Source organism: Vibrio sp. SBT000027, assembly GCF_963894355.1.
Lineage (GTDB): Bacteria > Pseudomonadota > Gammaproteobacteria > Enterobacterales > Vibrionaceae > Vibrio > Vibrio splendidus.
Map to the genome: position 1 here is coordinate 36,715 of NZ_CAWQGD010000001.1, position 26,255 is coordinate 62,969.

20 protein-coding genes are annotated in these 26,255 nt (G+C 44.1%); 5 read left to right on the forward strand and 15 right to left on the reverse strand.

The annotated features are described in order from the left end of the window. Position 1: 1 nt before the first annotated feature. Positions 2-661, reverse strand: coding sequence for a hypothetical protein (locus AACU28_RS00175; protein ID WP_121602066.1), 660 nt, complete (start codon positions 659-661; stop codon positions 2-4). A gap of 717 nt (positions 662-1,378) precedes the next feature. On the opposite strand from AACU28_RS00175, the gene AACU28_RS00180 reads away from it, so the two are divergent. From AACU28_RS00180 to AACU28_RS00190, 3 genes are all read left to right on the forward strand, one after another. Continuing rightward, positions 1,379-1,855, forward strand: coding sequence for a HEPN domain-containing protein (locus AACU28_RS00180; protein WP_121602067.1), 477 nt, complete (start codon positions 1,379-1,381; stop codon positions 1,853-1,855). 243 nt (positions 1,856-2,098) lie between these two features. Then, complete coding sequence (locus AACU28_RS00185) at positions 2,099-2,773, forward strand: tetratricopeptide repeat protein (RefSeq protein ID WP_121602068.1); 675 nt, start codon at positions 2,099-2,101, stop codon at positions 2,771-2,773. 55 nt (positions 2,774-2,828) lie between these two features. Beyond that, positions 2,829-3,200 (forward strand): hypothetical protein, encoded by a 372-nt coding sequence (locus tag AACU28_RS00190; RefSeq protein ID WP_121602069.1) that lies wholly within the window; start codon positions 2,829-2,831, stop codon positions 3,198-3,200. Between the two features lie 183 nt (positions 3,201-3,383). On the opposite strand, the gene AACU28_RS00195 is transcribed toward AACU28_RS00190, so the two are convergent. From AACU28_RS00195 to AACU28_RS00205, 3 genes are all read right to left on the reverse strand, one after another. Next, positions 3,384-3,854: a GNAT family N-acetyltransferase gene (locus AACU28_RS00195; RefSeq protein WP_121602070.1), complete on the reverse strand. Its 471-nt coding sequence runs from the start codon at positions 3,852-3,854 to the stop codon at positions 3,384-3,386. A 389-nt stretch (positions 3,855-4,243) separates the two neighbouring features. Further along, the gene (locus AACU28_RS00200; protein ID WP_004732795.1) at positions 4,244-5,257 is read right to left on the reverse strand and encodes a LacI family DNA-binding transcriptional regulator; all 1,014 of its coding nucleotides are present in this window, start codon (positions 5,255-5,257) and stop codon (positions 4,244-4,246) included. A gap of 96 nt (positions 5,258-5,353) precedes the next feature. Continuing rightward, on the reverse strand, positions 5,354-8,452 hold the full coding sequence (locus tag AACU28_RS00205; RefSeq protein ID WP_121602767.1) for a GH116 family glycosyl hydrolase: 3,099 nt from the start codon (positions 8,450-8,452) through the stop codon (positions 5,354-5,356). Positions 8,453-8,516: 64 nt separating this feature from the next. Between AACU28_RS00205 and AACU28_RS00210 the strand changes: the two genes are divergently transcribed. Then, positions 8,517-9,464, forward strand: a complete 948-nt coding sequence (locus AACU28_RS00210; protein ID WP_121602071.1) for an aldose 1-epimerase — start codon at positions 8,517-8,519, stop codon at positions 9,462-9,464. A gap of 129 nt (positions 9,465-9,593) precedes the next feature. Here AACU28_RS00210 and AACU28_RS00215 read toward each other — a convergent pair whose 3' ends face one another. The 9 genes from AACU28_RS00215 to AACU28_RS00255 form a co-directional block, all read right to left on the reverse strand. Then, a complete protein-coding gene (locus AACU28_RS00215) occupies positions 9,594-12,008 on the reverse strand; it encodes a GH36-type glycosyl hydrolase domain-containing protein (RefSeq protein WP_121602072.1) in 2,415 nt (804 codons plus the stop codon). 157 nt (positions 12,009-12,165) lie between these two features. Further along, positions 12,166-13,257 carry an ABC transporter ATP-binding protein gene (locus tag AACU28_RS00220; protein WP_009846155.1) on the reverse strand — a complete coding sequence of 364 codons (1,092 nt, stop codon included), beginning with the start codon at positions 13,255-13,257 and terminating at the stop codon, positions 12,166-12,168. Further along, positions 13,257-14,606 (reverse strand): GH1 family beta-glucosidase, encoded by a 1,350-nt coding sequence (locus AACU28_RS00225; RefSeq protein ID WP_121602073.1) that lies wholly within the window; start codon positions 14,604-14,606, stop codon positions 13,257-13,259. Before AACU28_RS00225 ends, AACU28_RS00220 begins: the two co-directional genes overlap by 1 nt. Before the next feature lie 17 nt (positions 14,607-14,623). Continuing rightward, complete coding sequence (locus tag AACU28_RS00230) at positions 14,624-15,472, reverse strand: carbohydrate ABC transporter permease (protein WP_017077012.1); 849 nt, start codon at positions 15,470-15,472, stop codon at positions 14,624-14,626. A 46-nt stretch (positions 15,473-15,518) separates the two neighbouring features. Continuing rightward, on the reverse strand, positions 15,519-16,505 hold the full coding sequence (locus AACU28_RS00235; RefSeq protein WP_009846152.1) for a carbohydrate ABC transporter permease: 987 nt from the start codon (positions 16,503-16,505) through the stop codon (positions 15,519-15,521). 66 nt (positions 16,506-16,571) lie between these two features. Next, positions 16,572-17,819: an ABC transporter substrate-binding protein gene (locus tag AACU28_RS00240; protein ID WP_017083012.1), complete on the reverse strand. Its 1,248-nt coding sequence runs from the start codon at positions 17,817-17,819 to the stop codon at positions 16,572-16,574. An 18-nt stretch (positions 17,820-17,837) separates the two neighbouring features. Beyond that, positions 17,838-18,845 (reverse strand): LacI family DNA-binding transcriptional regulator, encoded by a 1,008-nt coding sequence (locus AACU28_RS00245; RefSeq protein WP_009846150.1) that lies wholly within the window; start codon positions 18,843-18,845, stop codon positions 17,838-17,840. Between the two features lie 446 nt (positions 18,846-19,291). Further along, entirely contained in the window at positions 19,292-21,310 is a 2,019-nt protein-coding gene (locus AACU28_RS00250) for a methyl-accepting chemotaxis protein (RefSeq protein WP_121602074.1), read from the reverse strand. Between the two features lie 230 nt (positions 21,311-21,540). Then, positions 21,541-22,830, reverse strand: coding sequence for a carbohydrate porin (locus AACU28_RS00255; RefSeq protein ID WP_121602075.1), 1,290 nt, complete (start codon positions 22,828-22,830; stop codon positions 21,541-21,543). A gap of 53 nt (positions 22,831-22,883) precedes the next feature. Here AACU28_RS00255 and AACU28_RS00260 point away from each other — a divergent pair, with 53 nt between their 5' ends. Further along, positions 22,884-23,084 carry a hypothetical protein gene (locus tag AACU28_RS00260; protein WP_121602076.1) on the forward strand — a complete coding sequence of 67 codons (201 nt, stop codon included), beginning with the start codon at positions 22,884-22,886 and terminating at the stop codon, positions 23,082-23,084. 119 nt (positions 23,085-23,203) lie between these two features. On the opposite strand, the gene AACU28_RS00265 is transcribed toward AACU28_RS00260, so the two are convergent. Together AACU28_RS00265 and AACU28_RS00270 are read right to left on the reverse strand one after the other, a co-directional pair. Then, positions 23,204-25,264: a prolyl oligopeptidase family serine peptidase gene (locus tag AACU28_RS00265; RefSeq protein ID WP_121602077.1), complete on the reverse strand. Its 2,061-nt coding sequence runs from the start codon at positions 25,262-25,264 to the stop codon at positions 23,204-23,206. An 11-nt stretch (positions 25,265-25,275) separates the two neighbouring features. After that, positions 25,276-26,193 carry a LysR family transcriptional regulator gene (locus AACU28_RS00270; RefSeq protein ID WP_017081288.1) on the reverse strand — a complete coding sequence of 306 codons (918 nt, stop codon included), beginning with the start codon at positions 26,191-26,193 and terminating at the stop codon, positions 25,276-25,278. Positions 26,194-26,255: the final 62 nt, after the last annotated feature.

A 26,255-nucleotide genomic window follows, 5' to 3' on the forward strand; every position in this document is an offset into this window, starting at 1 on the left:
TTTAATAGCCATCTATTGCAGGATGGTAATCAACGTCCACGTAATTATCCCATTCAGCGTCCCACGCTCTGGAAATATGATTGTTAATTAGCTTGCCGTCTAGATAGAAGAACTCTCGGTAATTGCGCCCAATCTCACTCTCCACTTGTTCAATCACAAGCTTCTCAGCATCTTCGATTGTCCACGGGTTATCTTTCTCTCTGACAAACTCAATGCAGATATAGCCCCAATCATGCAGATAGTCTTTGTCGCCATTCTCCGACCCGCCGGGAGCAATTAGACCACGTTGTTGTAATTCATCTACTGTGAGCAAACGTGCACCGATACGTTCAGCGAAGCCTTTGTTTAAGTATTCCTCTTGGAAGCTCTTTCTAGTCGTGATGAAATCACCTTCAACCTCTTTGTAGTCAAAAAGCTCCAAATCACCGTTGAACACTACAAGTAAGGAACTTTGCAGGTCAGGGTTAAACGGATTGATGGTAGCGCTAAACTCGTTTTGTTTGAGTCTTTTCAGGTAGGTATCTAAAGCATGGAAAGATGGGTAACCAATCTCTTGAGCGGCAACTTCAAGTGTTTTCATGTGACTGATTTTCTTCTCTTTTTTGATAGCTTTAGCACGAGATTTTACTTTAGAAATGGATGGTCGGGCAATTTTAGTCATGGTCTTATTCCTACACGGATTAACCTTTAGATTCACTCCTAATCATCAGTCATTCCGCTTATCAAAATAAGATCAGCTAAAACGATAGATATGTTCATGGTTCCAATATTGGAGTTTGCCTTTGGAGTGGGCTGGCTGCCATATAGCCGCTGGATAAGATATCCAATGCATAGTTGATTGTCAAAATTTTTTATATTTCTTCAGCTCGCAGCTTGTTATTTTATAAAGCTACCGTTGTGTGTGCTAGGCAGTCATCTAGCCCTCAACCTCTCATGACAAAAATTGATCAATTTTTATTGGATCTGACCAAACTATTTTGTACTCCGACACTTGTATGCCTGGTACTTGTATATTGGAGTTGGACAAAAGCTTCTTAGAACAATGAAGAGACTCTTAAATGATCCTTTCATATAAACCTCAAATGGTATATCATACGGTCAAATTTTGCACTCAGCAGTGCTTTATTCTGTTACACAGTTACAGCCCGATTTTTGGGTAAGCTGGTGAGAGTAAGTTCTTAAAGACGCTCCTAGAGCTATTTGAGTACGTGAGGTGGGCGTTTTGATGTGCTAAGTCGACTATTTACCATACATGGGCATACCACGCACCGCATTTTAGGCGTAGAAAAGGCATTTAGGGAAATGTTGATATATTTTGGTTAGTTCTATTAGGTTGATAGAATCGGCCTAATAAGCGTTAGCAATTAGGAAGTAATACGTGAGTAAATCGAATCAAGAATATTTTTCAATGGCTCTAGCTTATCTTGAAATTGGTAAGGTAAGTGCAAGTAGTAACTCTGAGTTAATGAATACACATGAGTTTGAAAATGCTATTGCTTATCAGCTATATCATGCTGTCGAGCTTTTTTATAAGTACATGTTATTAGGCAAAGGCGTCACCAAAAAGATACATGACATTGCAGAGCTGGAAAAAGAATATGAACAGCATTTCTCCGGTGAGAAGTATAAGCTCGATCATCCTTTTGACTTTTCAAACTATGAAGCGAGTAGTTTAAATCCGGGTGAAAAAGATTTAGCAGAGGTACACCTTAAACAATTTAAGCCTGAGTTTATGGATCAGCATTTAAGGTATCCAAGTAATCATAATACTGGTGGTTACTCTTACAAGTTTGAATCGTCGTATTTTGATAACATTAAAGATCAAATGTTATCCATCGAAGGAGCTGATTGCTAACAAACATTTAATTTAATTTAATTTAATTGAACATAAATCTCGTTGTACGAATCCTAAAAGGTTCTATCGTAGAACTTGTTGACAGACAATTTTGTTCTGAAGGTCGTAGCCGATTAAAATATCTACAAGACTTTCCTTTAAAAGGCAATCATGTAATTACCCAAGAAAATCAGTGGATGTTACTACGATATATACATCGAATAAATACTCGAAAAATAGTAATAATTTAACGTGGAGCTAAGTATGAAAAATCGCATGTGGTTAATTATTTGTATGTTTTTTAGTGTTACTTTAAACGCCAAAATAGTTGATATAGATGATGCTATATCAAATGAAGATTGGAGTAAGGCTATAGAATTAATTACACCTCTTGCTGAAGAGGGGGAAGTGTTCGAGCAATATCGATTAGGGATTCTGTATGGAAGCAAGTATTATGGACACTTTAATCAAGGAAAATCAGTATATTGGTATAGACTAGCAGTTAGTCATAAGGTTACTAATAGAAATAAAGCCATAATATCGCAGGCTCAATACGAGTTATTAAGAGCTTACGAGGAAGGGCAAGGTGTTGATAAAGATTCACTTCTTGCTTATTACTGGGCTACAAAATCTGCAAGAAATGGTCACCTACAAGCTATGTCTAAGTTAGCGGATTTTTATTTTTCCTCTGAGGCTGATGCGGCACCTGTTAATATTGAGCAAAGTTATAAATGGTATAAAGTATTTCTACATTTCTCAAAAGAAAAACTTAAGAGTGGTAAGTTTGATTGGGATGGTCAAAAAGAATACTTAAGTAAAATCATCCCTGCCACAGAAAATCTTGTAAATAATCTAGCCTTAATTAGTGATAGAGAAAAGTTAGCTGTAGATGTTGCATATGTTCCTTCTTGCATTGAAGACATTTCTAAGTGTCGTTAGAGTATACTAACTAGATTATTCAGTATTATAAAATAAACGTTTAAGGTTAATTTGTATGAAACTTATTACTCCAATAGCATTGCTTACATCATTACTGCTCTCTTCATACACCTACAGTGCTACCAAAATTGACTCTAAAGATGCTCCTTTCCATGAAGGTGAAGACGTAATAGCTTGTGGTACTTTAAAAGAAGTATCTCGTTTCAAACGTGGGTTATACCTGAATATGGATGATCGCTTCCCAAAACAATCTCTAACACTTGTTGTATGGGAAGATGATCTCGCTGACTTTAAGCAAGAGCATGGTTCACTGCAACAGTTAGTAAATAGCAGAGTTTGCGGTAAAGGTACTGTTTCAGAATATCGAGGGCGTAGTCAAATAAGTTTATACAATGCGTTTTCACTAAAAGTCGATACGCGAAAATAAATTTTCATAACACTCGTTGTACGAAACAAGAACTAGAGGCTGATCATCAGCCTCTTTTGCTATTCGTCTAACAAGCTTTGGGGCAGATCTGAGTTGGCTGGCACTTTTGATAACATGGCACTTTTGATAAAAGTGCCGCGAGTAAAACTTCAGATCTATGAAGACTCTGGCCAAAAACGCTTGTTAGTACTCAAGATCTAACAGCATTGGAATATCAATCATTCCTTGGCGATTTCTGATGCCCTCGGTGCGTTTAAAACCAAACCGTGAGTATACGCTTTCTGCATTTACCGCTGAGTTAACCGTAAAGATACCGCTGTTCCCATTTTTTATTGATTCTTCTTTAACCGCTTCCCATAATTGGCGGGAAAGCCCATTGCCCTGAAAATTATCATCGACAAAAAGGTGATATAAATGAGAGTTGTCTCGAACTCCAGCCACGCCAACCACTTCATCATTCGCAGTCACGGCAATAACATAGTTGTAATTGGTGGATAAATACTTTCCTACATTTTCCTCTGACATTGAATTGAGCAAAATATCGTGTACAGACGCATCACAAGTAGGACAAACATATTTTTTTGCTAAAGGTAAGATTAATTCACTGATTGCCTTCGAATCACTGATTTTTGCACTTCTGATATTTACACTCATTGTTTCTCCTGATTGCTAACGTTTGCTAAGCGGCGTTTGTATTTTATGATCACATAATGCAGCCTTTCTTCTTACGCTTCAACAATAAATCAATAGGTTAGTGATAAAGATAATGGGGGAGGTTTTCTGTGTGGCATAACTTTGACAGCTACCGAATTTGGATAACTTTTCGTAGGGCAAAACGCACGCCCCTAAATTGTGCAGATAATTTGCTCTAACGAACTTTGGGGCAGAAATGTTTTAGCTCACCTGCCCCATATTGAACAATGTGAACGCGCAAATATAAGCAGTGAGATCGATAGCTTTACTCAGCGGCATTCCTGCACCATGGTTCGCATTGACATCAATACGAATCATCACAGGCACACCACCTGATGCTTTTCTTGAAATTAACGATACAATGATTTGGTCGACTCTCTGACGATTAGATCAATGGGTGGCAATCGAGCTTCATGTCGCTCGCCAGATAACAAGTTCAAGATCGACTGAGCACACACTTCACCAATCTCTTCAATAGGCTGTCTCAGCGTCGTCAGGGCTGGCGTGAAATACTTAGACGTCGGCAAGTCATCAAAGCCTATCACAGACACATCTTCAGGCACTTTATAACCGTGGTCAGACAGCGCCTTAATCGCACCGTAAGCCGTTTGGTCATTTGCAGCAAACAAGGCGGAGAAGTGAACCTTAGATTCAATCAACTCTACCGTTTTCTCGTAGCCAGACTCACTACTGAAATCACCCTGTTTAACGAGTTTTGGCATCACTTTAATGCCCGCCTCTTGAAGTGCTTTCTTATAGCCTTCAAAGCGATTTCCCGAATCGGGTTGACTTGAAAGCCCCTTAATATGAGCAATATTCACATGCCCTTGTTGCAGTAAATGTAAGGTTGCCATGTAGCCGCCCAACACGTTATCAATGTTGATGGAGCGGACGTTATTCTCAACAAAATCGTAGCCAACCATCACGATAGGAATGTCTTGTGCATACTTGGCAATCTCTTCCTGAGTAATGCTTCCTGTCACGATGATCATGCCATCCACGTTACTTTTTGCGAGATACTCCAACGCGTGCATTTCTAACTTTTTCTGCCAATGCCCTGTCGCGATTACTAACGAATAACCTTGAGCGATCAGTGTTTTCTCCATGTCATTGAGAATACGGCTGGTATAAGGGCTGTCAGGGTGTTGCACCAATACACCAATGGTGAGTGAACGTCGGTTGGTGTTTTCTTGCATTTGAAAATTAGGTTTGTAGCCAGTGTCTTTAATCGCTTGCTCGATGTTCTGGCTTTTATCATCCGACACATAAGTGGTTCGATTAAGAAAACGAGAAACCGTGCTTGGAGAAACACCAGCGAGTCTTGCTACATCGTATACTGTTGTTTTTTTTGTTTTAGTGCGCATCTCGAACCCCTAATCAAGTGACATTCGGGGAGCTTTAAGCTCCCCATCAGTTTCAACCTGCATACCACTGCTTTAGCTGAAAATCGTGTCATTAAGTTAATACAAGTAGGCGAAGATCATCCCCGGTCTAAAGTAGCGACCAGCCGTATATTTCAAGCCAGTACTCAGTAACCATTTGTGTAAGCCTGCCAGCTTTTCTAACGGAATTTCACCGCTCACCATTTTAACAAAATTATCAGTATCTTTCGTCAATGTTGGATTAACCCGACCGTCAGACAGCACACAGTTTTGACATTTAAGTACACTTAGCCAGTTTTTCGCATCATTTTGCGTCAATTTAAATGCTTCTATAAGATCTTTCTCATTAACAGACACAGAGCAATTGAACCCTTCTGGCGCTGCAAATGGAATTTTTGAATAGTCATAGAGTGCGGTATACACGGTATCCATCAATGTTTCTGCTTGCTGGTTTTTACCTGCCAGACTCAACGCCGTTGCGACACTAAACTGCACACCAATCCACACATCTTGAGCTTGAAATGCCTCATGCGGCGAACCATCGGCCAACGTCATATTCGCAACCCCAAGATTAGGGCTATTAATTTCGAAGTTGTGCTTATAAACATAGTCCAATGCGCGTTGGATGTTCTCTTGCGGGAAAATACCGTCTAAGCCGATGAGCTTTAGGTAGCTGTCGGCCAACAAGGCATCACCAAAACTGTTGTCAGAATCTGGCACTAAATCTAAGTATTCTTGAGTAAAGGCTTGTGGCGCCGTCTCACTCAGCAAGCGTTTCTTAGAGACTCTTTGAGATACCTTACTGATGCTGATGGAAGTATCCGTTTCATTGAGATAGGTATTGAGCGTGTTCTTGTCAGCAATCGCATCGCCAGTCAATGAAAGTCCTAAGGTTTCCAGAGCTTGATAGCCTTCACCTGTTAAATGCTTGGCTTGAACTGGCGTCACGAAGAAGTGGTAGTAACCCTCTTTGTCATCCCACAAGCTTTGCTCAACCGTGGCTAACGCCTTTTTAGAACGCGTTAAGTAACCGCTAGCTAGTTCGCTTTCGCCCATCAATTGTGCAAGTTCGCTCGCGGCTTGCAGGCCTGCCACCCAAAGGCTCGCACAGTAAATTGAGATGCCATGAGAAGCGAGGTTATCAAAGGTATCGTCTGTGCCTCGGGTTAATGGTAAATCGTCACCCTCAGCAATCAAATTCGATAAGAAATCGATGCTTTCAGTTACCGCTTGCCAGCACTCATTAACCACAGAGAGATCTTGGGTGTTTTGATAATGGCGGTACACCATCAGAATGTATTTCGGCGCTAAGTCCTTCCACTCTTTCACATTGTGCCAACTGTAAGCATCGGGCTGAATGTCGAATGGGCTGCCTAAGTCGTGGATTACCGCACCTCGAATGGCACGCACACCTTGGTACTTGTCATCAATCAATTCAGCATTCGGTGTCGCTTCGTATTCCCAGTATCGGCGCTGAGTGAAGTCTTCGGCCAAAATAGCTTTCGAGAACTCTTTCATCACGCAGCCATCAAGCTCAGGCAATAGATAAAGCAACGAGAACGAGCCGTAGAAGTACACATCCAGAGAGTTAAAGAATGGGTAGTCGACACACTCTTTGACTAAGAACTTATCTTCTTTGTCCCATACCGTTGATTCCGCCAAGAACGACAATGAGTTCATCGCCATCGTTGCATAGCGAAGTGCCGATTCAGGCTGCGAGATCTTGTTTTGAGCTTGCTCTAGGAAAGTTGTTTGTTGTGCGATGATCTGCTGCTCAATGGTTTCGAGCTTAGGCAACATGTCTTCTAACATAGGTAATGCAGGCTTTACTTGCGGGTAGAATTGCGTGTAAGCCTTATCTGAGTGCCAACCATTAAGCATGACTTTGCTGTGTGCCATCACCTGTGCAAAACGCAGATCAACAGACTCACCCGCTTCCAATTCAACCTGAACCACCACCAATGCGCTCAACGCTTCACGCCCTGTGTAAATGCCGGTTTGGAATTCCGCGTTGGTACGGCCTGTTTTCAGTGCGAACTCTGTTTGCTGAGCAGTCTTAGAGGTATAAAGCGTTGGTTTGACAGAAATCGAAACCTTACCAGATTCAGTCAGTTGATTATCCGCTTGAACACCAAACACCACTTCGCCTTCAATATCGCTTTGATAAGGCGATTGGCTAGACAATTGAACACCCGTAAAGCTGCCGCTTTCACCCTTTAAGTTAACCACTTCATGCTGCTGAGCAATCGGATTTTGAGACAAGGTACATGCCGAATCCTGAATACCATCACGGCCTTTTTGGTAGGTTGAGCCAATCAAGTTTTGAAGCGGCTGAGCAAGCGTAATCACGCGTGGTTGCGATGAATTATTGGTTAATTCGAAGTGATTCCAGTGCATCGGTAAAGAACATAGGCGTTTGTTCTCTTTAACGATCGGAGAGACTACCTTACGCTTTATATTAATATCGTCGAAGCTACTGTATTTATATTCAGCCAGTGGATATAAAGCTTGGTATTCTATATCTCTGCCATTAACACTATCTATATCACTGCCACTGATACTATCCATATCATTATTATCACCCGCAGTGAGTGATAATAATCTCGTTGTATCATTTATTAATAAACCATTAAAGAAATCTAAGGCTACATATAATTGACAAATAGTTGAACCTAAATCTTCTTCAATCAACAATTGAGTCTTATTTGAAAATTCAACGTTCCATTTTGTAAAGTTAGCTTTATTTTCTTGGTAGAATCGACCATTTTTCAATGCTGTTTGAATGAGACCAATCGCATTCGACATTTCTCTACTTTCAATCTTTTTGCCATCAAACAAAGCAGGATAGAAGTTCAGGTGAACGCTTAGCTCTTGTTCATTAAGAACTTGCAGCGAGTCGATGGTTGGCACATTCATCACTGACGCATAAAAATCATTAAAATTAATAACTTGTTCTGAACAATCGACAAATATTCCCGGAATAAAGCTGAAGTTCGGCGTGTTGCCGTTTGGTGTGAGTGTAAATGTGTTACCAATTCCGCCGACTGCCATACCGGTATTTGCTGGCGTGGTCGAAATTGGCGTGTACCAAGGTTGAATAAATTCAACTGCATCACCTTTTTTACACAAGTGCTCTGAATTTCCTGAGTAGCTCGTATATGGAATTTTATTATTCATTTTAAAACCGCCATTGAATATTTTTTTCTTCTTGTTAATATCTTTTAAAAATGGAGACATCAACATGTTTAAAATTATAAATGAAAAATTTGGAAATCTTGACTCTGTCACATTAATAAACCACCAACATGGTATAGAACTTCAAATAATCAATGGATTTGGTGCTGTTATTAATAAGTATATCGTAAATAACAGTCCATTCTCTTTTATTTGTGGTTATCAGAATTATGATGAACTGATCAACCAACATCCGTTCTTTTCCCGCAGTGCTAAATTATTCCCTTTTCCAAACCGTTTAAACTTAGGTCGTTACAGTTTCGATAACCAAAACCATCAACTCCCAGCTAATTTCCCTTGGTCTGATCACGCCGTACACGGCCTGCTCTACAACCAACCTTTTTCAATCACAAACAGCGTAGCCACTGAAGAATCCGCCAGTGTGACGTTGCAATATCAAACGTCGTCTTTGCATCCTGCTTTCCCGTTTGCTTTCAACCTTGAAGTCACCTTCACTATCGATATCACGGGTAGACTCACTTCCTCAACGACCGTCTCTAATCTGGGTGACTCAGCCTTCCCCTTCGGTGATGCTTGGCACCCTTATTTTTCTCTCGGTACTGAGCTAGCACAATGCGGACTCGCTATGTCGCCTTGCTCTGAGGTCATACACGAAAACGACCTATCCAATGGTGAAAAGCACGCTTTTGACCGTTTGTCTTTGGACGATTCACTCACCAATCAAAGCTTAAATCACTGCTTTGAATTTGATTCCAAGACAACCAATCAACTTGCGTTTACGCGCTCAGATTCCTCTGCCGCTATTCGCTACCAACAAGATGAAAACTACCCATTCGTTCAGCTGTACACGCCGACGAGCGAGCAAAGTATTGCAATAGAACCAATGACTTGCCCCGCTGATGCCTTCAATAACCAGATTGGCTTATTGACGCTTAGTCCGAACCAATCTCAAACCTTTACTTGGCAATGCCAAGCCAGCTATCAGCCAACATAAAGAAAGCAAACTAAAGCAACTGCTGTATGCGAAATCAGCCCCCAGAGAACGCATTGCTAACGAAACAACTTCAACGAAAGAAGCAAACTAAAGAAGCAATAAAGGGCGCATAAAGCGCCCTTCTCTTTGTTAACCTAAAATCACCTCGATGGTGTGCTCACCCGATGTAAACACTGGCGCTTTGTTACCTGAAATCAGGTCACCATTCACCTTCATCTCCACCACACCCTTACATACGTTATTCGGGTTCGTGACATGAATATGATACGTCGCACCACGGAACTGACGACGGACTTTGAACTCAGGCCACTCAGCAGGAATACATGGGTCCACCAGCAAGCCATCCACTTCCGGTCGAACACCTAGAATCCATTGCGTACCTGCCACGTATGTCCAAGATGAAGTACCAGAAAGCCATGCATTTCGGCCTAAACCAAATTGCTTATGTTCGTCACCCAAAATGTTTTGTGGGTAGCAGTAAGGCTCAGATTCGAAGGTATCGATGTCGTCGTTCTTAGAAGCAGGGTTGATTTGACGGTAGTACTCATAAGCACGCTCACCGTTGCCCATTTTCGCTTCTGCGATCATCACCCAAGGGTTGGAATGCAGGAAGATACCACCGTTCTCTTTTGCACCTGGTGGGTAAGTTGAAACACCACCTAGCTGCGGATCAAAGCCGTTGTAACCAGGAGTTGAAAGCTTAATGCCATTGGTAGTGTTTAGTTTGTTGTAAACCGAATCTAGTGCTTGAGTAGCACGTTCTTGAGTCGCGAAACCAGAGATCACAGGCCAGCTTTGACCGTTGGTGTAAATCTGCCCTTGCTCGTTTTTATGAGAGCCGATTGGTAAACCTTGCTCATCAAAGTAACGAACAAACCACTCACCATCCCAACCGCACTCATTCACCGTACTCTGCATCTGTTGATACTGATCTTTAAACTTAGCTGTCAGTTGCACTTCGCCACGCAGCTCACACAAGTCCAACATGTCGAGCAATGCCTTACCGTACATGTTAGCCACCATCATCGACTCAGCACCGGTTGGCAGGTTCACCGTGTCGTTCCAGTCAGCAAAACCTAGCAGTGGTAGGCCGTGCTCACCAGTATTGGTATAAGTAAATTCAATCGCGCGGCACAGGTGGTTCCAAGCCGTTCCCGTTTCAACTGGATTGCCCGCTTTGTCTTTTTGATAAAACGGGATCTCTTTATTCAAGAAGTCTGCATTGCCCGTTTCTTTCACATATTGCGTCACCGCATAGATGATCCACAGGTGATCATCACCGTAGTAATCCGGGCGATCTTCTTCTTCGCGCGAATCACCGGCGTTCGCTTCCATGGTTGATGGGAAGAACTGGTGCATCGCAGAACCGTTGGTGTTCTGAACAGATAACAGACGCTCAATGAACTCACGCGCTTCTTCTGGCATGTGAGTAATTACGCCTAACGTATCTTGCGAAGAGTCACGGAAACCGATACCTCGAGCCCCATAACCAAGCTGGTAAAGAGACAGGTAACGAGACCAGTTTTTAGTGGTGTGACACTGACGTGGGTTATGTACATTAAGCATTGAGTTCATTGCAGGATCTGGCGTTTCAACCTGAACTGCTTGTAGGTAACCATCCCAATGTTCAGCCAGTTCAGCGAAAGCAGAATCGACCACTTGATGGTCACGATATTTAGCCAGCAGAGGCAATGCTGCTTCTAGGCTCTGTTCTTGCGCGATTTGTACAATCGTACGTTCGGTCTGCTCTGGAGATAACCAACCTAGACGCAGGTTCAGTGCGCCAATGTTGTCGCCACGCAAACACTCGGTGTTGCCTAATTCATCATTGTTTAGTGCTTGTGGCGCTGCCCATGTACCGTAGCCCAAATTACCTAGGAACGATTGGCGATCACCATCAAAAGACGTCGCAGGGCGATCCGCTGTCATCAGGTTCACCGCGTGGTCACGCTTCATGAAAGCATACTGCTCAAGCACGGTATGACCCGACTCTTGCTGGTGTGCTTTTAGCGTCATGGTTTGTGGAACCCAGTCCGCATTGAGTAGCTGTTTAAGCGCATCGAAGTGCGTGAATTCGTAAACAGGCACCACATCAACGTGCAGTGCTTTGTCTGAAATGTTGGTGACTTTGATGTCTTGTAGCAGTACTTGGTCAGCTTTTGGTACAAAGAACGTCGCTTCACAACGCACACCAAAGGCTTCTGCAATGATAGTGGTGTATGACAAACCGGTGTGGTTTTCGAACTTATCTAACGGCTTCAAGGTTGGCGTGTAGAAAGGTGAGAATATTTCCACATTGCCGGCTTCATCACGTACCTTGAGGTACATGGTCGAGCCTTTAAAATCTGAATTTGGCAGTTGTGCAATGTACTTGGTGATACGGTTGAGTGCAGGATCCCCCTTACACAACAACACGCCGCCGTTGCTATCTACAATGCCACCGAAATCTAATGTGCCGACATAGTTACACCATTTGATCGGTGTACACGGTGTGGTTGCTACGTATTCTTTGTTTTTATCGTCAAAATATCCGAATTTCATCATCACTATCCCTAGCCCCTCCCAAATCAGGAGGAGCCAAAACAATTTTTCGTAAGTTGGTTGGTGTCAGCTTAATGACTGACTTAGCCGTTTGAGTCAGGCTTCTATCACTCGCCCTTGCAAATCAACTGACTCTTGCAAATTAACTAGCTCTTGCAAATCAGCTCGCTAGCGAGTTCTCACTCAATGCATCGAACAAGTGGAAAGCATCCAAATCCAAGTAAAGCGTCAGATCTTTTACATCCACTTCAGCTGCTTGGGTTTCAACCATCAGCGGTTGACCGCCAATTTCTGTTTTCAGAAGAATGCTTGCGCCCAGTAGTTCCTTGTCTTTGATTTTCACAGGGAATGGCAGCACGCGGTCGTGGTCAACTTGCTCGGCACGTAGGTGAATGTCTGTTGGACGAACACCAAAATGCAGAGCTAGGTTCTTAGACGCCAGAGACTTAAAGCGCTCAGGCAGTGGGATATGAACATCGCCAATTTCAACGAAGTACTCGCCTTCTTTTTCAATCAGTTTTGCTTCCAACATGTTCATTGACGGGTTACCAATGAATTGCGCGACAAACTTGTTTGCGGGACGCTGGAACACCTCGGTTGGTGTACCAACTTGAGCGACATAACCGTCTTTCAGGATCACGATACGATCCGCCAGTGTCATCGCTTCGATCTGATCGTGGGTTACGTAGATCGTGGTGGTTTTAAGTTCACGGTGTAGGTGTTTGATCTCTTCACGCATCACGCCACGAAGTTTTGCATCGAGGTTAGATAACGGCTCATCAAACAAGAAAACCTTCGGCGTACGAACCATCGCACGGCCCATTGCCACACGCTGACGCTGGCCACCAGAAAGCTCTTTTGGCTTACGATTCAGTAGTGGATCAAGCTCTAGCATTTTCGCCGCTTTTAGCACTTCTACGTCGATTTCTGCTTTTGGCATGCCCTTCAGTTTAAGAGCAAAGGCGATGTTCTCGTAAACGGTCATGTGCGGATACAGTGCGTAGCTTTGGAATACCATCGCTAAGTCACGGTCTTTCGCGTCGACTTTATTCATCAGCTTGCCGCCAACCACGATGTCACCAGAACTGATACTTTCAAGACCAGCCAGCATGCGTAGCGTTGTCGATTTACCACAGCCAGATGGGCCAAGGAAAACCACGAACTCACCGTCTTCAACCGTAAAATCAAACTCTTTGACGACTTCAACATCACCGAATGATTTTTTGATGTTCTTAAATTCTACTTTAGCCATTATCTGTTCTCCTCAGCGCGCTCTAGCAGCATATTTCGGTACGCAATTGCGCTCTGTTTCAATGTTCTTTCTTGGGTGGTGTAGTCAACATGGACAATGCCAAAACGCTGGCAGTAGCCGAATGCCCACTCAAAGTTATCCATCAGGCTCCAAGCGAAGTAACCGTCGATTTTCACGCCCGCTTCAACGGCGTTGTGAACCGCTTCGATATGACCTTGGAAATAACGAACTCGTTGCTCATCCATCACTTGTCCGTTAACGCGCTCGTCGTTACCTGCAGCACCATTCTCTGTGATGTAGATAGGTGGCATATTTTCGTAGCGAGCATCCAGTCTTACCAATAAATCGGTTAAACCGTGTGGGTTGATTTCCCAGCCAATATAAGTGTGTTCAGCATCGGTTTGTTTCACCGATTCAATGTCGCCGTTCTCATTAAAGCGAGCGACATTGCGCGTGTAGTAGTTGATACCGATGTAATCAACAGGAGCACTGATGATGTCTAAGTCACCTTCAAGGATCATAGGCATGTTCATCGCTTGGCGTTCAACCACCAGCTGTGGGTACTCGCCTTTTAATACTGGGTCGATGAACCAGTGGTAGTTTTCCGCTTCACAGTAGTCTGCTGCCGCTTGGTCTTGTGGCGTCAGCGGGTAAGCTGGCGTCGCGTTGAATACCACACCATGCTTAGCATGAGGCGCATTATTACGAAGAATAGGCATTGCCAAACCGTGTGCCAGCATTAGGTGGTGAGATGCTAGGTAGCCCTCTTTCTCACCCTTGATACCTGGCGCGTGTTCGCCCCAACGGTAGCCTAGCAATGCAGACACAAACGGTTCATTGAGCGTGGTGTACACGTCAATGTTGTCACCAAAGTATTTGCTCACCACTTCTGCGTATTCTGCGAATTTGTAAGACGTTTCACGGTTAAGCCAGCCGCCTTTATCTTCAAGATATTGCGGTAGATCCCAGTGGTACAAAGTCACATACACTTTCATGCCGCGAGCATGACACTCGTCGATGATCTGACCGTAAAACTCTAGGCCTTGCTGATTCACCACACCGTCTTGCGGCAGGATGCGCGGCCATGCAATAGAGAGACGGTAAGCATCAACGCCTAAGCCTTGAATCATCTCGATATCTTGTTTCCATAAATGGTAGTGGTCACACGCCACATCACCATTGTCGCCGTTATCGACCTTGCCCGGCGTCTTGCAGAAAGTATCCCAGATAGAGGGTGTACGACCGCCCTCTTCAACGCCGCCTTCAATTTGGTATGAAGATGTCGCGACACCGAATACAAATTCCTTACTGCGTAACTTTGAATCACTTGGAAGTTGATATTTATTCATTGTTATAACCCTTAAACCTAACCTTTGACTGCGCCGGACGTTAAACCACTGATCATCTGTTTCGATGCGAACAGGTAAGTAATCACGAGCGGTAAAATAGAAATTGTGGTGCCTAGCATTACCGCGCCCCATGGCGTATTCGGAATGCCTTGAACGCTTCGTAGCGCCTGTGTAATCACGTAATTATCTGGGTTGTTAAGCACCACGAGAGGCTGCATAAACATGTTCCAGAAGAAAACGAACTGAACGATAGCCAGTGTTGCTAGTGCTGGTTTCATCAGTGGCAGTACCACACTCCAGTACGTTCTGAACTCACCTGCACCATCCAATTTCGCTGCTTCAAGCAGCTCTTTTGGAATCGATGCAATCACGTGCTGACGCATCAAGAAGATACCAAATGGTGTGGTGGTGAACGGTAGCCATACCGCCATGTGGTTATCCAGCAAGCCTAAGAATTTCACGATCATGAAGTAAGGGATCAAGCTAAGCACCGGCGGAATCGCCATTGAGCCAACCAGCATGCCGAACAACACGTTCTTACCGCGGAACTTAAACACAGCAAACGCGTAACCACCCATGCTACAAAACAGCAGCGAGATGGTGGTGCCTAAGAAAGCCACGTAAATCGAGTTAAACATCGCTTTCCAAAACGGCATGATTTCAAGCAGTTTTGCGTAGTTAATTGCCAAGCTATCGCCAATCGCAAAGCTAATGCCCGTACCGAAAATTTCAGAACGGTCACGCGTTGATAGCAATGCCGACCATACAAATGGAAAGACTGTAATTAGCGCTGAAACAACCAGTAAGATACCTAGCATGACCATCAAGATCTTAGTCAGAATGTACATGCTGCGTTCGCTTGGCATCAGTCCACTTAGTGGTGAGGTATTTGTCTTAATTGATGTCGACATCTTAATGTTCCCCTAAGCCTTTCTTACCGAAGAGTAAAAATTGAACCAATGTACAAGTCGCGATGAGTGCAAACAGTAACCATGAGATAGCTGATGCTGTGCCCATTTCTAGCCATTCCCAACCCACTTTGTAGAGGTACATCGAGATAGTTAAACCAGATTGGCCAGTACCACCAGTACCACGCGTGAGTACAAACGGTTCTTCAAACATCTGCAGGTTACCGATGATGGTCATCGTGATAGCAAAGAAGATGAATGGACGAATCATTGGTAGTGAAATGTTCCAGAAGCGGCGGAAGGCATTGGCACCATCCATACGAGCAGCTTCTAAGATGTCTTTAGGAATCGTCATTAAACCCGTGGTGTAAAGGACGATGTTAAAACCGGTGTATTTCCAGAAAACCATGATTGCGATAGACGGCTTCACCATAGTGGCATCGTCTAACCAACGGATGGGTTGGAAATCGTTAACCCAAGCGAATGCCCAACCAAACAGCGTGCTATCGGCCAGAGCCATCAGCGTTTGGTTAATAATTCCTGAGTTAGGAGAGTACATATTGAAGAAAATCAGTGACGCTGCGACCGTTGATGTAATGAACGGTAGAAAGTACGCCGATGTTAGCCAGTGACGCATACGGTCACCCATTGAAACCAACATGTAAGCCACTGGAATAGCGACTAAGTGCTGAGCCACGCCCGAAGTGATCGCTAGCCAAAGCGTGTTCTTCAATGAACGCCATAGCCATGGGTCCGTTAAAGCAATGTGATAGTTCTCAAAACCAACGAACTCCATCGCATCCATGCCTCTTACCGGGTTCCACTCGTGGAACGACAGGTAAACAGAGAACAACAGCGGGAAGATCCCAAATACAGAAAAAATGATCAGAAACGGCAGAAGAAATCCATACGGTGTAAGCGCTTTCAAATTTAGACGAGAAAAAAGGCTTTTGTCCGCAGGTTCTATCGTTGTGCTCGCTGTATGATTCATAGTAACGACCTCTTAAAAAGGAAGCGCGTTATCCACGCTTCCTCACTTACTTAAAGTAAAAACAAATTAAAGATTACGCGTGCGACGCTTGATTAGACGCTCTGCCTCTTTAAGCGCAGTCTTGATGTCTTTACCTTCATCAAGTACTTCCATCAATGCGTTCTCTAAGATAATAGAACGTGCAACGTGGTCGCCTTGTGCTGGAGAGACGGGTTTGATGTTTTGCGCCACTTCAGCAAAAAGAAGACGGGCTTTTTGTCCGCCTAGGAACTCCATCTCTTCTTGGAAAAGCTCATCGTCATACGTTGTGATGTTCGCAGGGAAAGCAGCAATCGTTTCGAAGTGCTTAAGCTGTACTTCACGGTCAGTCGTCATGTATTCAATAAGCGCCCAAGCTTCATCTGGGTTGTCTGATTGAGTTGGAATTGAAAGGAATGAACCACCCCAGCTGCCGTAGATACCATCAGGTAGGTTTTCTACTGCCCACTTGCCTTTAGTTTCAGGTGCAATCCAGTTGTTTAGGTGACCAAGAAGCCAAGCGCCAGAAAGTTGAGTTGCAAATGTGCCGTTGCGGAAGCCTTCGTACCATTCGTTAGACCAAGCCAAAATGCGGCCGTCTAAGCCTTTGTCGCGAATCTCTTTTGCTACTTCAAAAGCGTGAACAAAACGCTCAGATGTCACCACTGGATTGCCATCTTTATCGAAGTACAGACCTTCACCTTCAGGAACGGTTGTGAAGATAATCGCTTGTGCCACGTCTGCTGCCGAAGCGATAAGTTGGACGTTTTGCTCTTTCAGTTTTTCACCAGCAGCAATGTATGAATCCCAATCTTTGATTGCTTCTTCTACATCAATGCCCGCTTTTTCGAATACGTCAGTACGGTAGTACATAACACCTGGACCTAGGTCGACAGGAATGCCGTACATGTCGCCGTCAGCGCCTTTACCTTGTGCCCATGCGTAAGGTGCGAATCGTTCTTCGTATTTATCTGCACCGTAGTTTTCAGACAGGTTAACTAGGCCGCCAGAGCCAACAAATGGACCAATTTTCTCAACGTCGACAACAATCACATCACCGGCACCAGAACCCGTTGCAAGGTTCGTTGTGAGTTTCGTGTGGTGGTCACCGTGGTTGTTCATAAGGTAATCAACTTTAATCCCCGTTTCCTTTTCGAAATCAGGCAGTAATACCTTCAGGCTGCTATCGAAATCAGGGAAACCGTCGAAACGAATTTCTTTGTCTGCTGCATTTGCAGCTGTTGTACCTAATCCTAAAGCAACCGCGCATGAAAGCGCTAAGGTCTTAAATTTCATGTTCTATCCTTAATATTTTTATAGGGTAACTGGTAAATCCGATACCGAGTTTCTAGTGACCAACGTCGGCAGCAATTTAAAGTTCACGTCATGTTTTATTTTTTTTAGCTTCTGTAGAGTGAGCTGTACTGCTTCAACGCTCATCTCTTCAATAGGGAAATTAATGGTGGTCAAACTAGGGGTCAGATAGCGCGCGAAGATGGTGTTATCGAAGCCCACCAGTGATACATCTTTAGGAACAGACAGCCCCTCTTGATGCAGCACCTCGAAGGCGCCAAATGCCATGTGGTCATTCGAAGCAAATACTGCTGTGAAATGACACTTACGATTAATCAGCTTCTTCATAGCACTGATGCCCGTCTCTTCAGTAAAGCCCGCTTCCGAGACTAATGCTTCATCGTATGGCACACCCGCTTCTTCCAAGGCCTTTCGATACCCCTGCAAACGCCCCCTAGCATCTGCTTTATCTAAAGGCCCGGTAATACACGCGATATCTGTATGTCCCTTTTGCAAAAGATATTGAGTAGCGAGTAGCCCCCCGACTTCGTTATCAATATCAATGCAACTCATCGCCATTTCTGGGATGAAGCGGTTAATTAAAACCACAGGGGTCCCCTGTTCTTCCAATTCAATTAAATAATCATCACTGAGCAGTTGAGTATGAAGAATCAAAGCATCAACACGACGCCCCAACAGAAACTCCACAGACTCACGTTGCCCTTGCTCAGTATTCGAACCCGCTGTAACCACAGCGTGGTAACCAAAGCGGCGTAGGTTCTCTTCTATGCAATGCAAAATGCCTGAATAGAAAGAGCCGCCAAGTTCTGGAACAACAACACCCACACTACCAGTACGACTTGAAGCCAAGGCTTGGGCGATAGAATTCGGGCGATAACCCAGCTCCTTGATCGCTTTCTCAACCTTTAATTTCTTGTCATGACTGACTCTGCTAGTGCCATTAATAACCCTAGACACTGTCGCCTGAGACACACCTGCATGTTCTGATACGTGTTTAATTGTTGCCACTCGAACCTCGATACTTCATTAGCTTGTAACCGCTTACAAAACGATTATTAAAGAAAGGCGTCTTGGTTGAAGTGAGTGTCATCACACTAAAGTTGGAGGTAAAAAGGCCAGTTGTGGAAATCATGAAAGCGCTTACAGATTAACTTCGCACCATGAAACTGTTTCATGAGATTATTGTTCATATTATCAAGATGGCGCTCGGTTACTTGTTCGTCAGGTCAAACAAGTCCGCCTAAATCCATTTTTTTTAAACGTCATTTGATGATGAATCCGCAGCTGACGGCAATATACACGGGGGAAGTGACCTTGTTATTTCAATGGCCTTTCGAAATTGTATGAGAACATTTCACGGTGATTTTTAGCTCAAAGCCTTTTCATCAAAAAACCAGATACGAAAACGCCCAGCGGAAGGCTGGGCGTGAAAACATGGAAGAAATTAACTGACTCTAATCTTTGTGATTAGATGATTCCGCTAACTTAAACTCTTGAGTTAATGAGAATTGCTGTTGCGACATAGTTTCAAGCTGTTGACCGTGGGAAAAAAGCACTTGGGAACGTTGCGAGTTATCTTCAGCCAAGATGTGTATCTGGCTGATATTTTGAGTGACTTGAGAGGCAACGACTTGATGCTCTGTCGTCGCGGTCGCAATTTGATGACTTCGTTGCTCTACTTCGTTGAGAAGATCAGACACCGTCGATATCGATTGATTCACTTCGCCAGTTTGTTCTACGCATTGAATCATACCCACCATGCACTGATTGATCTGTTCAACCGCCAGTTTAGAGCTAGTTTGCAACTGCTCGATCTTGTTGTGTATCTCTTGCGTAGAAGCATTAGTTTTGGCCGCTAACACGCGAACCTCATCCGCAACCACAGAGAAACCACGCCCTTGTTCTCCAGCTCGCGCGGCTTCTATTGCCGCATTCAACGCCAGTAAATTGGTTTGCTCAGAGATCCCAGATATCACATCCAGAATGGACCCAATACTGGCGCTTTCGCTTTCAAGCTGACCAATGGTCGCCGTTGATTCCGCCAGCTTATTTTCTAAGCTGCCCATCAATTCGACGCTTTTATCCATGGTCTTTTGCCCATCACTGGAACTGGATACCGCGTCGGTCACTAGCGTTAGAGTTTGGTTGGCCGCCTGAGTTATTTCCGTCACTGAGCACTCAATTTGTTCCATCGCTGTCGCTACCATCACCGTTTGATTGGTTTGTTCTTGCATCGCTTCACTCAGAGAACGACTGGTGCTTTGGTTCTCAAGGGAAGCTTCCTTTAAACGTGTTGAGGAGTGGCGCATGTTGTCAATCATTTGGGTCAGGTGACTGATCACCAAATTGACTTTATCGCTCACCAAACCAAATTCATTATTGGCTTGATACTGAACCATCACGCTCAAGTCTTTTTTGGCGACTTGGTCTAGTGCACTTTGCAGTAATTTACTTGGCTTGCGAATCCCTTTAGCAATGTTCAGCCCGATTAGCAGCGCAATAAAAACCGACCCAATAGCAATGATGGCCTGCATCAAGAGTGCTTGATGAGAGAAGTCCATCGACTCGTTATATAAACGTTTAGCCGTGTCTTCCGCGTACATAGAAAGCTCATCAAAATGGCTTAACTGCACATCAATGAGCTGTTCGATCTCCACTCTTTGCTGAGCAATGCTCTCATGTAGCTTCACGGTTTCCATATGCGTTGACACAGATCCTTGCGCTGAAAATACATGTGAAGCGAGCAGTGATAAAGACTGTTTACTGCGGCGTAGCAAAGATGAGTCCAGATTATCCAAGTCTGATACAGCTTGTTCGAGTCGCTCTTTACGACTTTGTAGACGACGCTCAACACCACGAACCTCCGATGACGTTTGCAGAGAGAAAGCTTCATTCGCTTCTGCATCAATCAAACTCAATTGAACCAATAATGCTTCTACCGCTTTTTGCGTGTTACCCGAACTCGTACTCGCCAATTGATTAACCAAGGTGTTATTGAGTTGTCCTACCACAGATTGAAATTGTTCCTGCTCCATCGAACCGAGATCTTTACTATCCAAATAAGAGACGTATAAGTTTAAGGTCCGGTCTATCTTATCGATGGTGGCAACGCCCGTTTCATCAATATTTTGGAGTATGGGTTCAAGTGGTGAGCCCGATTCAGCCTTGCCATCAAACCAATTTAACTGCTGCTGATATTGCGCGATGTTACTCACGACGGTTTGTTTCAGCGGTTCGAGCTCATCAATGTAGTTGGCGGATAAATAAGGAGTAGTGCTGCGATTAATGTCCAAAAAACGAATGGTGAGCGTGGAGGATTGGATCATTAAAGGGGTGGCTTGTTGGGTTATGGTTTCGATATGTGTGGTTATGTTCTTGTTACTGCTAATACTCAACCATGCGCTACCAAGCATGATTACGATCAGCGTGAAGAAACCTAAATAAACTCGAGACACGATGGAAGAAAGTCTCATCGTTATTCCTTGATCTAGTGGCGAAAAAAAGGGCACAAAAATGTGCCCAAGAATGGAGTTAATTGAAACGTGCCCTAATCAATCTGCCTTTAGGGCTAAAATGGACAGTATTACTTACTCTTTAAAAGCATAGGTATTTCAACGTATGCTCTTAAAAAGCATGGATATTCGAAAGTATGGCTCCTTGAAAATATGCCAAATTCAAAGAGCAGCGCTTTCTATACCTGTGATTACCACCAAGCTTCAAACATTGCGCCGAACGACAATGTATCAACATTGGTTGTCTTCACTGTGTTGCCTTTCGTTTCTACATCACCCACAGTTGTGTAGAAGCGCAGCATTGGACGGCTCCAAGGTAAGCCACCTAGAGAAACATTTTGAGACAGCGTTACTTTCCACGCGTTCTCTTCACCGTCGTCATCATAATCAACCATGCCGTAGCCCGCTTCTAACCAAGTAGAATGAACATCATCCCATTGGTACTGTGGACGAACGATACCCGCGTATTCAGTATTCTCGCGATCTAAGTCTGAGCCAGAATTGTCTTTGTAAGACACTAAGTAATCGATGATGAACTGTTCAGATGCCGCGTAGCTACCCTCAACACTTGCATACAAAGTCTGGTAATCACCTTTAAGGTCATATACCGATGAATCGGCACCGTCACCGTACTTAACAACCAACTTGTTAGACTCACCCAAGCCTAATGTTGCACCTACCAAGTAAGCCGTTTCATCACTGACTTTTGGATCACCCGCTACGTCTGAGTCTGCTTCATCTGAAGCAAAACCATAGTTTGCATATAGGTCTAGTTGACCGATACCCGCGTTAATTGAGTGAAGTTTAGAAGTAATTGCGTATCGACCGTTGTCATTTACGAGGCCGCCTTTTACTTGGCCTACAAAGCCCATATCTAGCTTCGCGCCGCCGAAATCTAGGTTGTTAAAACCAGCGCCTTGACCATCGTGTGTCATCCAAAAGTAATCATTCAAACCTTGTTGCGGACGTTGATGGAAGTCGCGACCAGCCCACATATAAAGTTCTGGTTGGCTTTCAAATACATTAGTTACACCTGCGTACATTTTTTTCATACTCAGGCCGCCGTCGTCAGCCCAAGCGTCTGCTTCCCAGTGGTCAGCCATGAATACGACGTCCCAAATCGCACCGTTGTCAGCTTGGAAAAGCTTAGCTAACTGAACCTCACCACCATTGGCTTCGTTACCCAAACGACCGACAGAACGACCTGTTGTACCGATGTCTACGTAACGCTCATCACCGCTCTTGTAGTGAGCGCCGTAACGAGCATAACCAGAGAAGACGATGCCTTCTGGCACCTTAGTTTCTGCAGTTAGGACAGCAGGCTGTTGATCGTTGACATAATCAATATCCACAACCTTAGATTCTAACTCTTGGATTCGTTTTTCTAATGCTTCGATATTAGTATCAGCAGCAAAAGAAGAGAGTGAAGCAAGCGATGCCGCCACTGCGACTGTTATTGGCAAAAGCTTAAATTTTTGCATTGTATTTCCCTATTATTTTTTTGAGTTTTCATCGAACAGGGAAATATTAAGCAATGAAAGAGTTGAAAAGTTGGTCGCTGTTCACACTGATAAATCAGCTTAAATGCCATGAAACTTTTAGAAAATCCATGACGAAAACTACTGATTTAATATCAACAGGTTATAGTAAAAAATGCGTAAAATATCAGCTTGAAATCGCTTTCATTTCATCAGTAATGGTGGCGGCTATCACGGAAAAGGGTGCCGAAAAGTAAAGAGAACGAGGTGTGAATTTGATTGGTTTTCATATATATGAAAAACCTCAAGATCTAAGGCAGATTTTGAGGCTTTTTGGTCTGAGTCAAATACCCAGTTATCTAAAATTAAGTATTTTCTAGATTGAATCTAGGGACTCTATTCCCATATTGAACAGGGTAAATGCGTAGATATCAGCAGTAAGATTGATCGCTTTACTCAGCGGCATTCCAGCACCATGGCCCGCATTAACATCGATACGAATCATCACGGGCGCACCGCCTTCATGCTTATCTTGCAGCTCTGAGATGAACTTATAAGAGTGAGCAGGTACCACGCGGTCGTCGTGATCAGCGGTCGTAACCAGTGTTGCTGGGTAATCGACACCTCGTACAACGTTATGAACCGGAGAGTAACCCAGCAGGTATTCGAACATCTCTTTATTTTGCGCTGACGTGCCGTAATCGTACGCCCAGCCTTCGCCAGACGTGAATGTGTGGTAACGCAACATGTCCAAAACCCCAACCGCAGGCAAAGCCACTTGGAACAGCTCAGGCCTTTGTGTCATGCAAGCGCCTACCAACAAACCGCCGTTAGAACCGCCGCGAATCGCTAACTTATCGCTGCACGTGTAGTTTTCTTCGATTAAGAACTCCGCAGCAGCAATGAAGTCATCAAATACATTCTGTTTTTGTTGTTGTGTACCCGCTTTGTGCCACGCCTTACCGTATTCGCCACCACCACGTAAGTTCGGCACTGCATACACACCACCCAGTTCTAGCCAACTGCCCACAGTGCCCGAGAAAGAAGGCGTTAGGCTAACGTTAAAGCCACCATAGGCGTACAACATGGTTGGATTATTGCCGTCTAACACTAATCCCTTCTTGTAAGAGATAAGCATCGGAACCTTGGTGCCATCCTTCGAGGTATAGAAGACTTGTTTAGACTCAAATTGATCCGACTCAAACGGAGACTCAGAGCGTTGGTAGATTTCAGAGCTTCCAGATTCAACATCAAAAGAGAAAATCGTTGGCGACGTTACATAGTTGGTAAAGGTGTAATGAAGCTGGGTTTGCTCTTTTTTACCACCCAAACCACTAGCCGTTCCTAGCCCGGGTAAATGAATTTCACGAACTAGGCTACCTTGGTAATCCAGCTGCTCAATCTTAGACACCACATCGACCATGTAATGAGCAAACAAGTAACCACCACCAGTGCTGATATCTAACGGCTGTGGCTTTTCAGGAATGATATCGAGCCACTGTTGACTGCTAGTATCAAAGCTCACGACCTTGCCATTAGGCGCATCGAGATTGGTGTATAGAATGAAGGTCTCATCTTGGTTATCGATGAGATAAGTGTCGCTATCCACATGATCAATCAGCGTGTTCAGCGATTGTTCCTCTGAACCTAAATCGATATAGAACAGTCTGTTACCCGATGTCGACTCTCGCCCTAGAATGGTCAAGTAACGGTCGTCTTCGGTGGTGTAACCCGACACATAGCGGTGCTGCTCGGCGTTATTCTCACCAAAAACCACTTTGTCGTTGGCTTGCTCTGTACCCAACTCATGGAAGTAAAGTTTGTGCTGTTCGGTACGTGCAGAAAGCTGGCTGCCGTCTGGCTTGTCGTAACTAGAGTAATAAAAGCCGCGATTACCTAACCAAGAAATACCGGTAAATTTAGCGTCTGTGATTTCGGCTTCAAGCTGCTGTTTAGTCTCGGTATCAATCACAAAGATCTTGCGCCAGTCGCTACCACCCTCTGAAATACTGTACGCCACTAGGCTGTAATCTTTAGAAAACGACACCGAACCCAGTGATGTAGTGCCATCTTCCGAGAAAGTGTTCGGATCTAGGAAAATTTCTTCTTGTTGCCCTTCTTTGTGACGATAGAGAATGCTGTGATTTTGCAGGCCATCATTCTTATAGAAATAGGTGTAATCTCCGCGCACAAACGGTTGCGAGCTCTTTTTGTAGTCTTGCGCTTTCGCTAATCGCTCTCGCAGATCATCGCGATACGGAATTTGAGCAAGGTAACTGAACGTGACTTCATTTTGGCTCGCCACCCACTGCGCGGTTTCGTCGCTTCTGTCGTCTTCTAACCAGCGATAAGGGTCTTCAACTATGTGATCAAAATAGTCATCGCTGACGATCTGTTTGTTGGTGACTGGATATTGATACTCTTTTAAATAGCTCATCGTGATCCTTATTAAAAATAATGTGAAATCGTCAGGTAACGCGTTCTGATGTGTTCAATCAATAACTTAATCTTGTTCGGTGGCTGACGAGTGAACGGGTACACTGCATAGATGCCCAGTTTTTTGCCGACTAAGTCAGGGAAGATATCCACCAGCTGTCCGTTACGAATGTCGTGATAAACCAGACAGCGCGGTACATACGCGACCCCATGACCGCCCAAAGCGGCTTTTCGTAATGCCGTCGCATTATCGGTAGAAAAAGAGCCCGAGACGCGCACTATGTATTTATCGTTATCAGTAAAGCCATCTTTACTATGCAGAAATTGCCACTCACTGGCACCCGTTGTTTGATAAGCGTATTGCAGACAATTGTGCTCAACCAAATCCTTGGGCTGCATCGGCTTACCATTCTTGGCGATATAAGACGGAGAAGCACATACCACCCATTGAGAGTCCAAGATATGACGGGCAATTAAGCTGGAGTCTTCCAAGTAGCCGGTTCTAATCACTAAGTCGAGACCATCATCAACCAGATCCACAAAGCGATTGTTAAGAGACATATCGACCGTTAAACCTGGGTGCATATTACAAAACTCGGCAACAGCGTCTGCCAGAATCAAATCTCCAGAGATAGTAGGCACTGACATTTTGATATGACCACTAACATTTTCACCAAAGCCTGAAACTGCATCCATAGCCTCTTGAGCCGCCTGCTTCACATTTTTGGCTCCGTGTAACATTGCCTTACCCGCCTCGGTAAGCGTCAATTTACGCGTGGTTCGATATAATAGCTGCACGCCAATCTCTTCTTCCAAACGCGCAATTCTCTTACTAACTACCGAATTTGTAAGGTTATTTTGCTCTGCCACCTTACTAAAACTGCCCAGCTCTACTACCTGTGAAAATAGGATCAAATCGTCTGCTCGCATTTGATTATGCCAATTTTGGAATTAATTATTTTCATTATTTCCCTATATCAATAAAAAATAAA

Bases quoted from the DNA above. Each gene is read 5' to 3' on its own strand.
- AACU28_RS00215 (WP_121602072.1), bottom strand. From the start codon at position 12,008: ATGATGAAATTCGGATATTTTGACGATAAAAACAAAGAATACGTAGCA.
- AACU28_RS00225 (WP_121602073.1), bottom strand. From the start codon at position 14,606: ATGAATAAATATCAACTTCCAAGTGATTCAAAGTTACGCAGTAAGGAA.
- AACU28_RS00210 (WP_121602071.1), top strand. From the start codon at position 8,517: ATGTTTAAAATTATAAATGAAAAATTTGGAAATCTTGACTCTGTCACA.
- AACU28_RS00230 (WP_017077012.1), bottom strand. From the start codon at position 15,472: ATGCCAAGCGAACGCAGCATGTACATTCTGACTAAGATCTTGATGGTC.
- AACU28_RS00260 (WP_121602076.1), top strand. From the start codon at position 22,884: ATGAAAGAGTTGAAAAGTTGGTCGCTGTTCACACTGATAAATCAGCTT.
- AACU28_RS00240 (WP_017083012.1), bottom strand. From the start codon at position 17,819: ATGAAATTTAAGACCTTAGCGCTTTCATGCGCGGTTGCTTTAGGATTA.
- AACU28_RS00250 (WP_121602074.1), bottom strand. From the start codon at position 21,310: ATGAGACTTTCTTCCATCGTGTCTCGAGTTTATTTAGGTTTCTTCACG.
- AACU28_RS00265 (WP_121602077.1), bottom strand. From the start codon at position 25,264: ATGAGCTATTTAAAAGAGTATCAATATCCAGTCACCAACAAACAGATC.
- AACU28_RS00175 (WP_121602066.1), bottom strand. From the start codon at position 661: ATGACTAAAATTGCCCGACCATCCATTTCTAAAGTAAAATCTCGTGCT.
- AACU28_RS00235 (WP_009846152.1), bottom strand. From the start codon at position 16,505: ATGAATCATACAGCGAGCACAACGATAGAACCTGCGGACAAAAGCCTT.
- AACU28_RS00185 (WP_121602068.1), top strand. From the start codon at position 2,099: ATGAAAAATCGCATGTGGTTAATTATTTGTATGTTTTTTAGTGTTACT.
- AACU28_RS00220 (WP_009846155.1), bottom strand. From the start codon at position 13,257: ATGGCTAAAGTAGAATTTAAGAACATCAAAAAATCATTCGGTGATGTT.
- AACU28_RS00205 (WP_121602767.1), bottom strand. From the start codon at position 8,452: ATGAATAATAAAATTCCATATACGAGCTACTCAGGAAATTCAGAGCAC.
- AACU28_RS00270 (WP_017081288.1), bottom strand. From the start codon at position 26,193: ATGCGAGCAGACGATTTGATCCTATTTTCACAGGTAGTAGAGCTGGGC.
- AACU28_RS00190 (WP_121602069.1), top strand. From the start codon at position 2,829: ATGAAACTTATTACTCCAATAGCATTGCTTACATCATTACTGCTCTCT.
- AACU28_RS00200 (WP_004732795.1), bottom strand. From the start codon at position 5,257: ATGCGCACTAAAACAAAAAAAACAACAGTATACGATGTAGCAAGACTC.
- AACU28_RS00255 (WP_121602075.1), bottom strand. From the start codon at position 22,830: ATGCAAAAATTTAAGCTTTTGCCAATAACAGTCGCAGTGGCGGCATCG.
- AACU28_RS00195 (WP_121602070.1), bottom strand. From the start codon at position 3,854: ATGAGTGTAAATATCAGAAGTGCAAAAATCAGTGATTCGAAGGCAATC.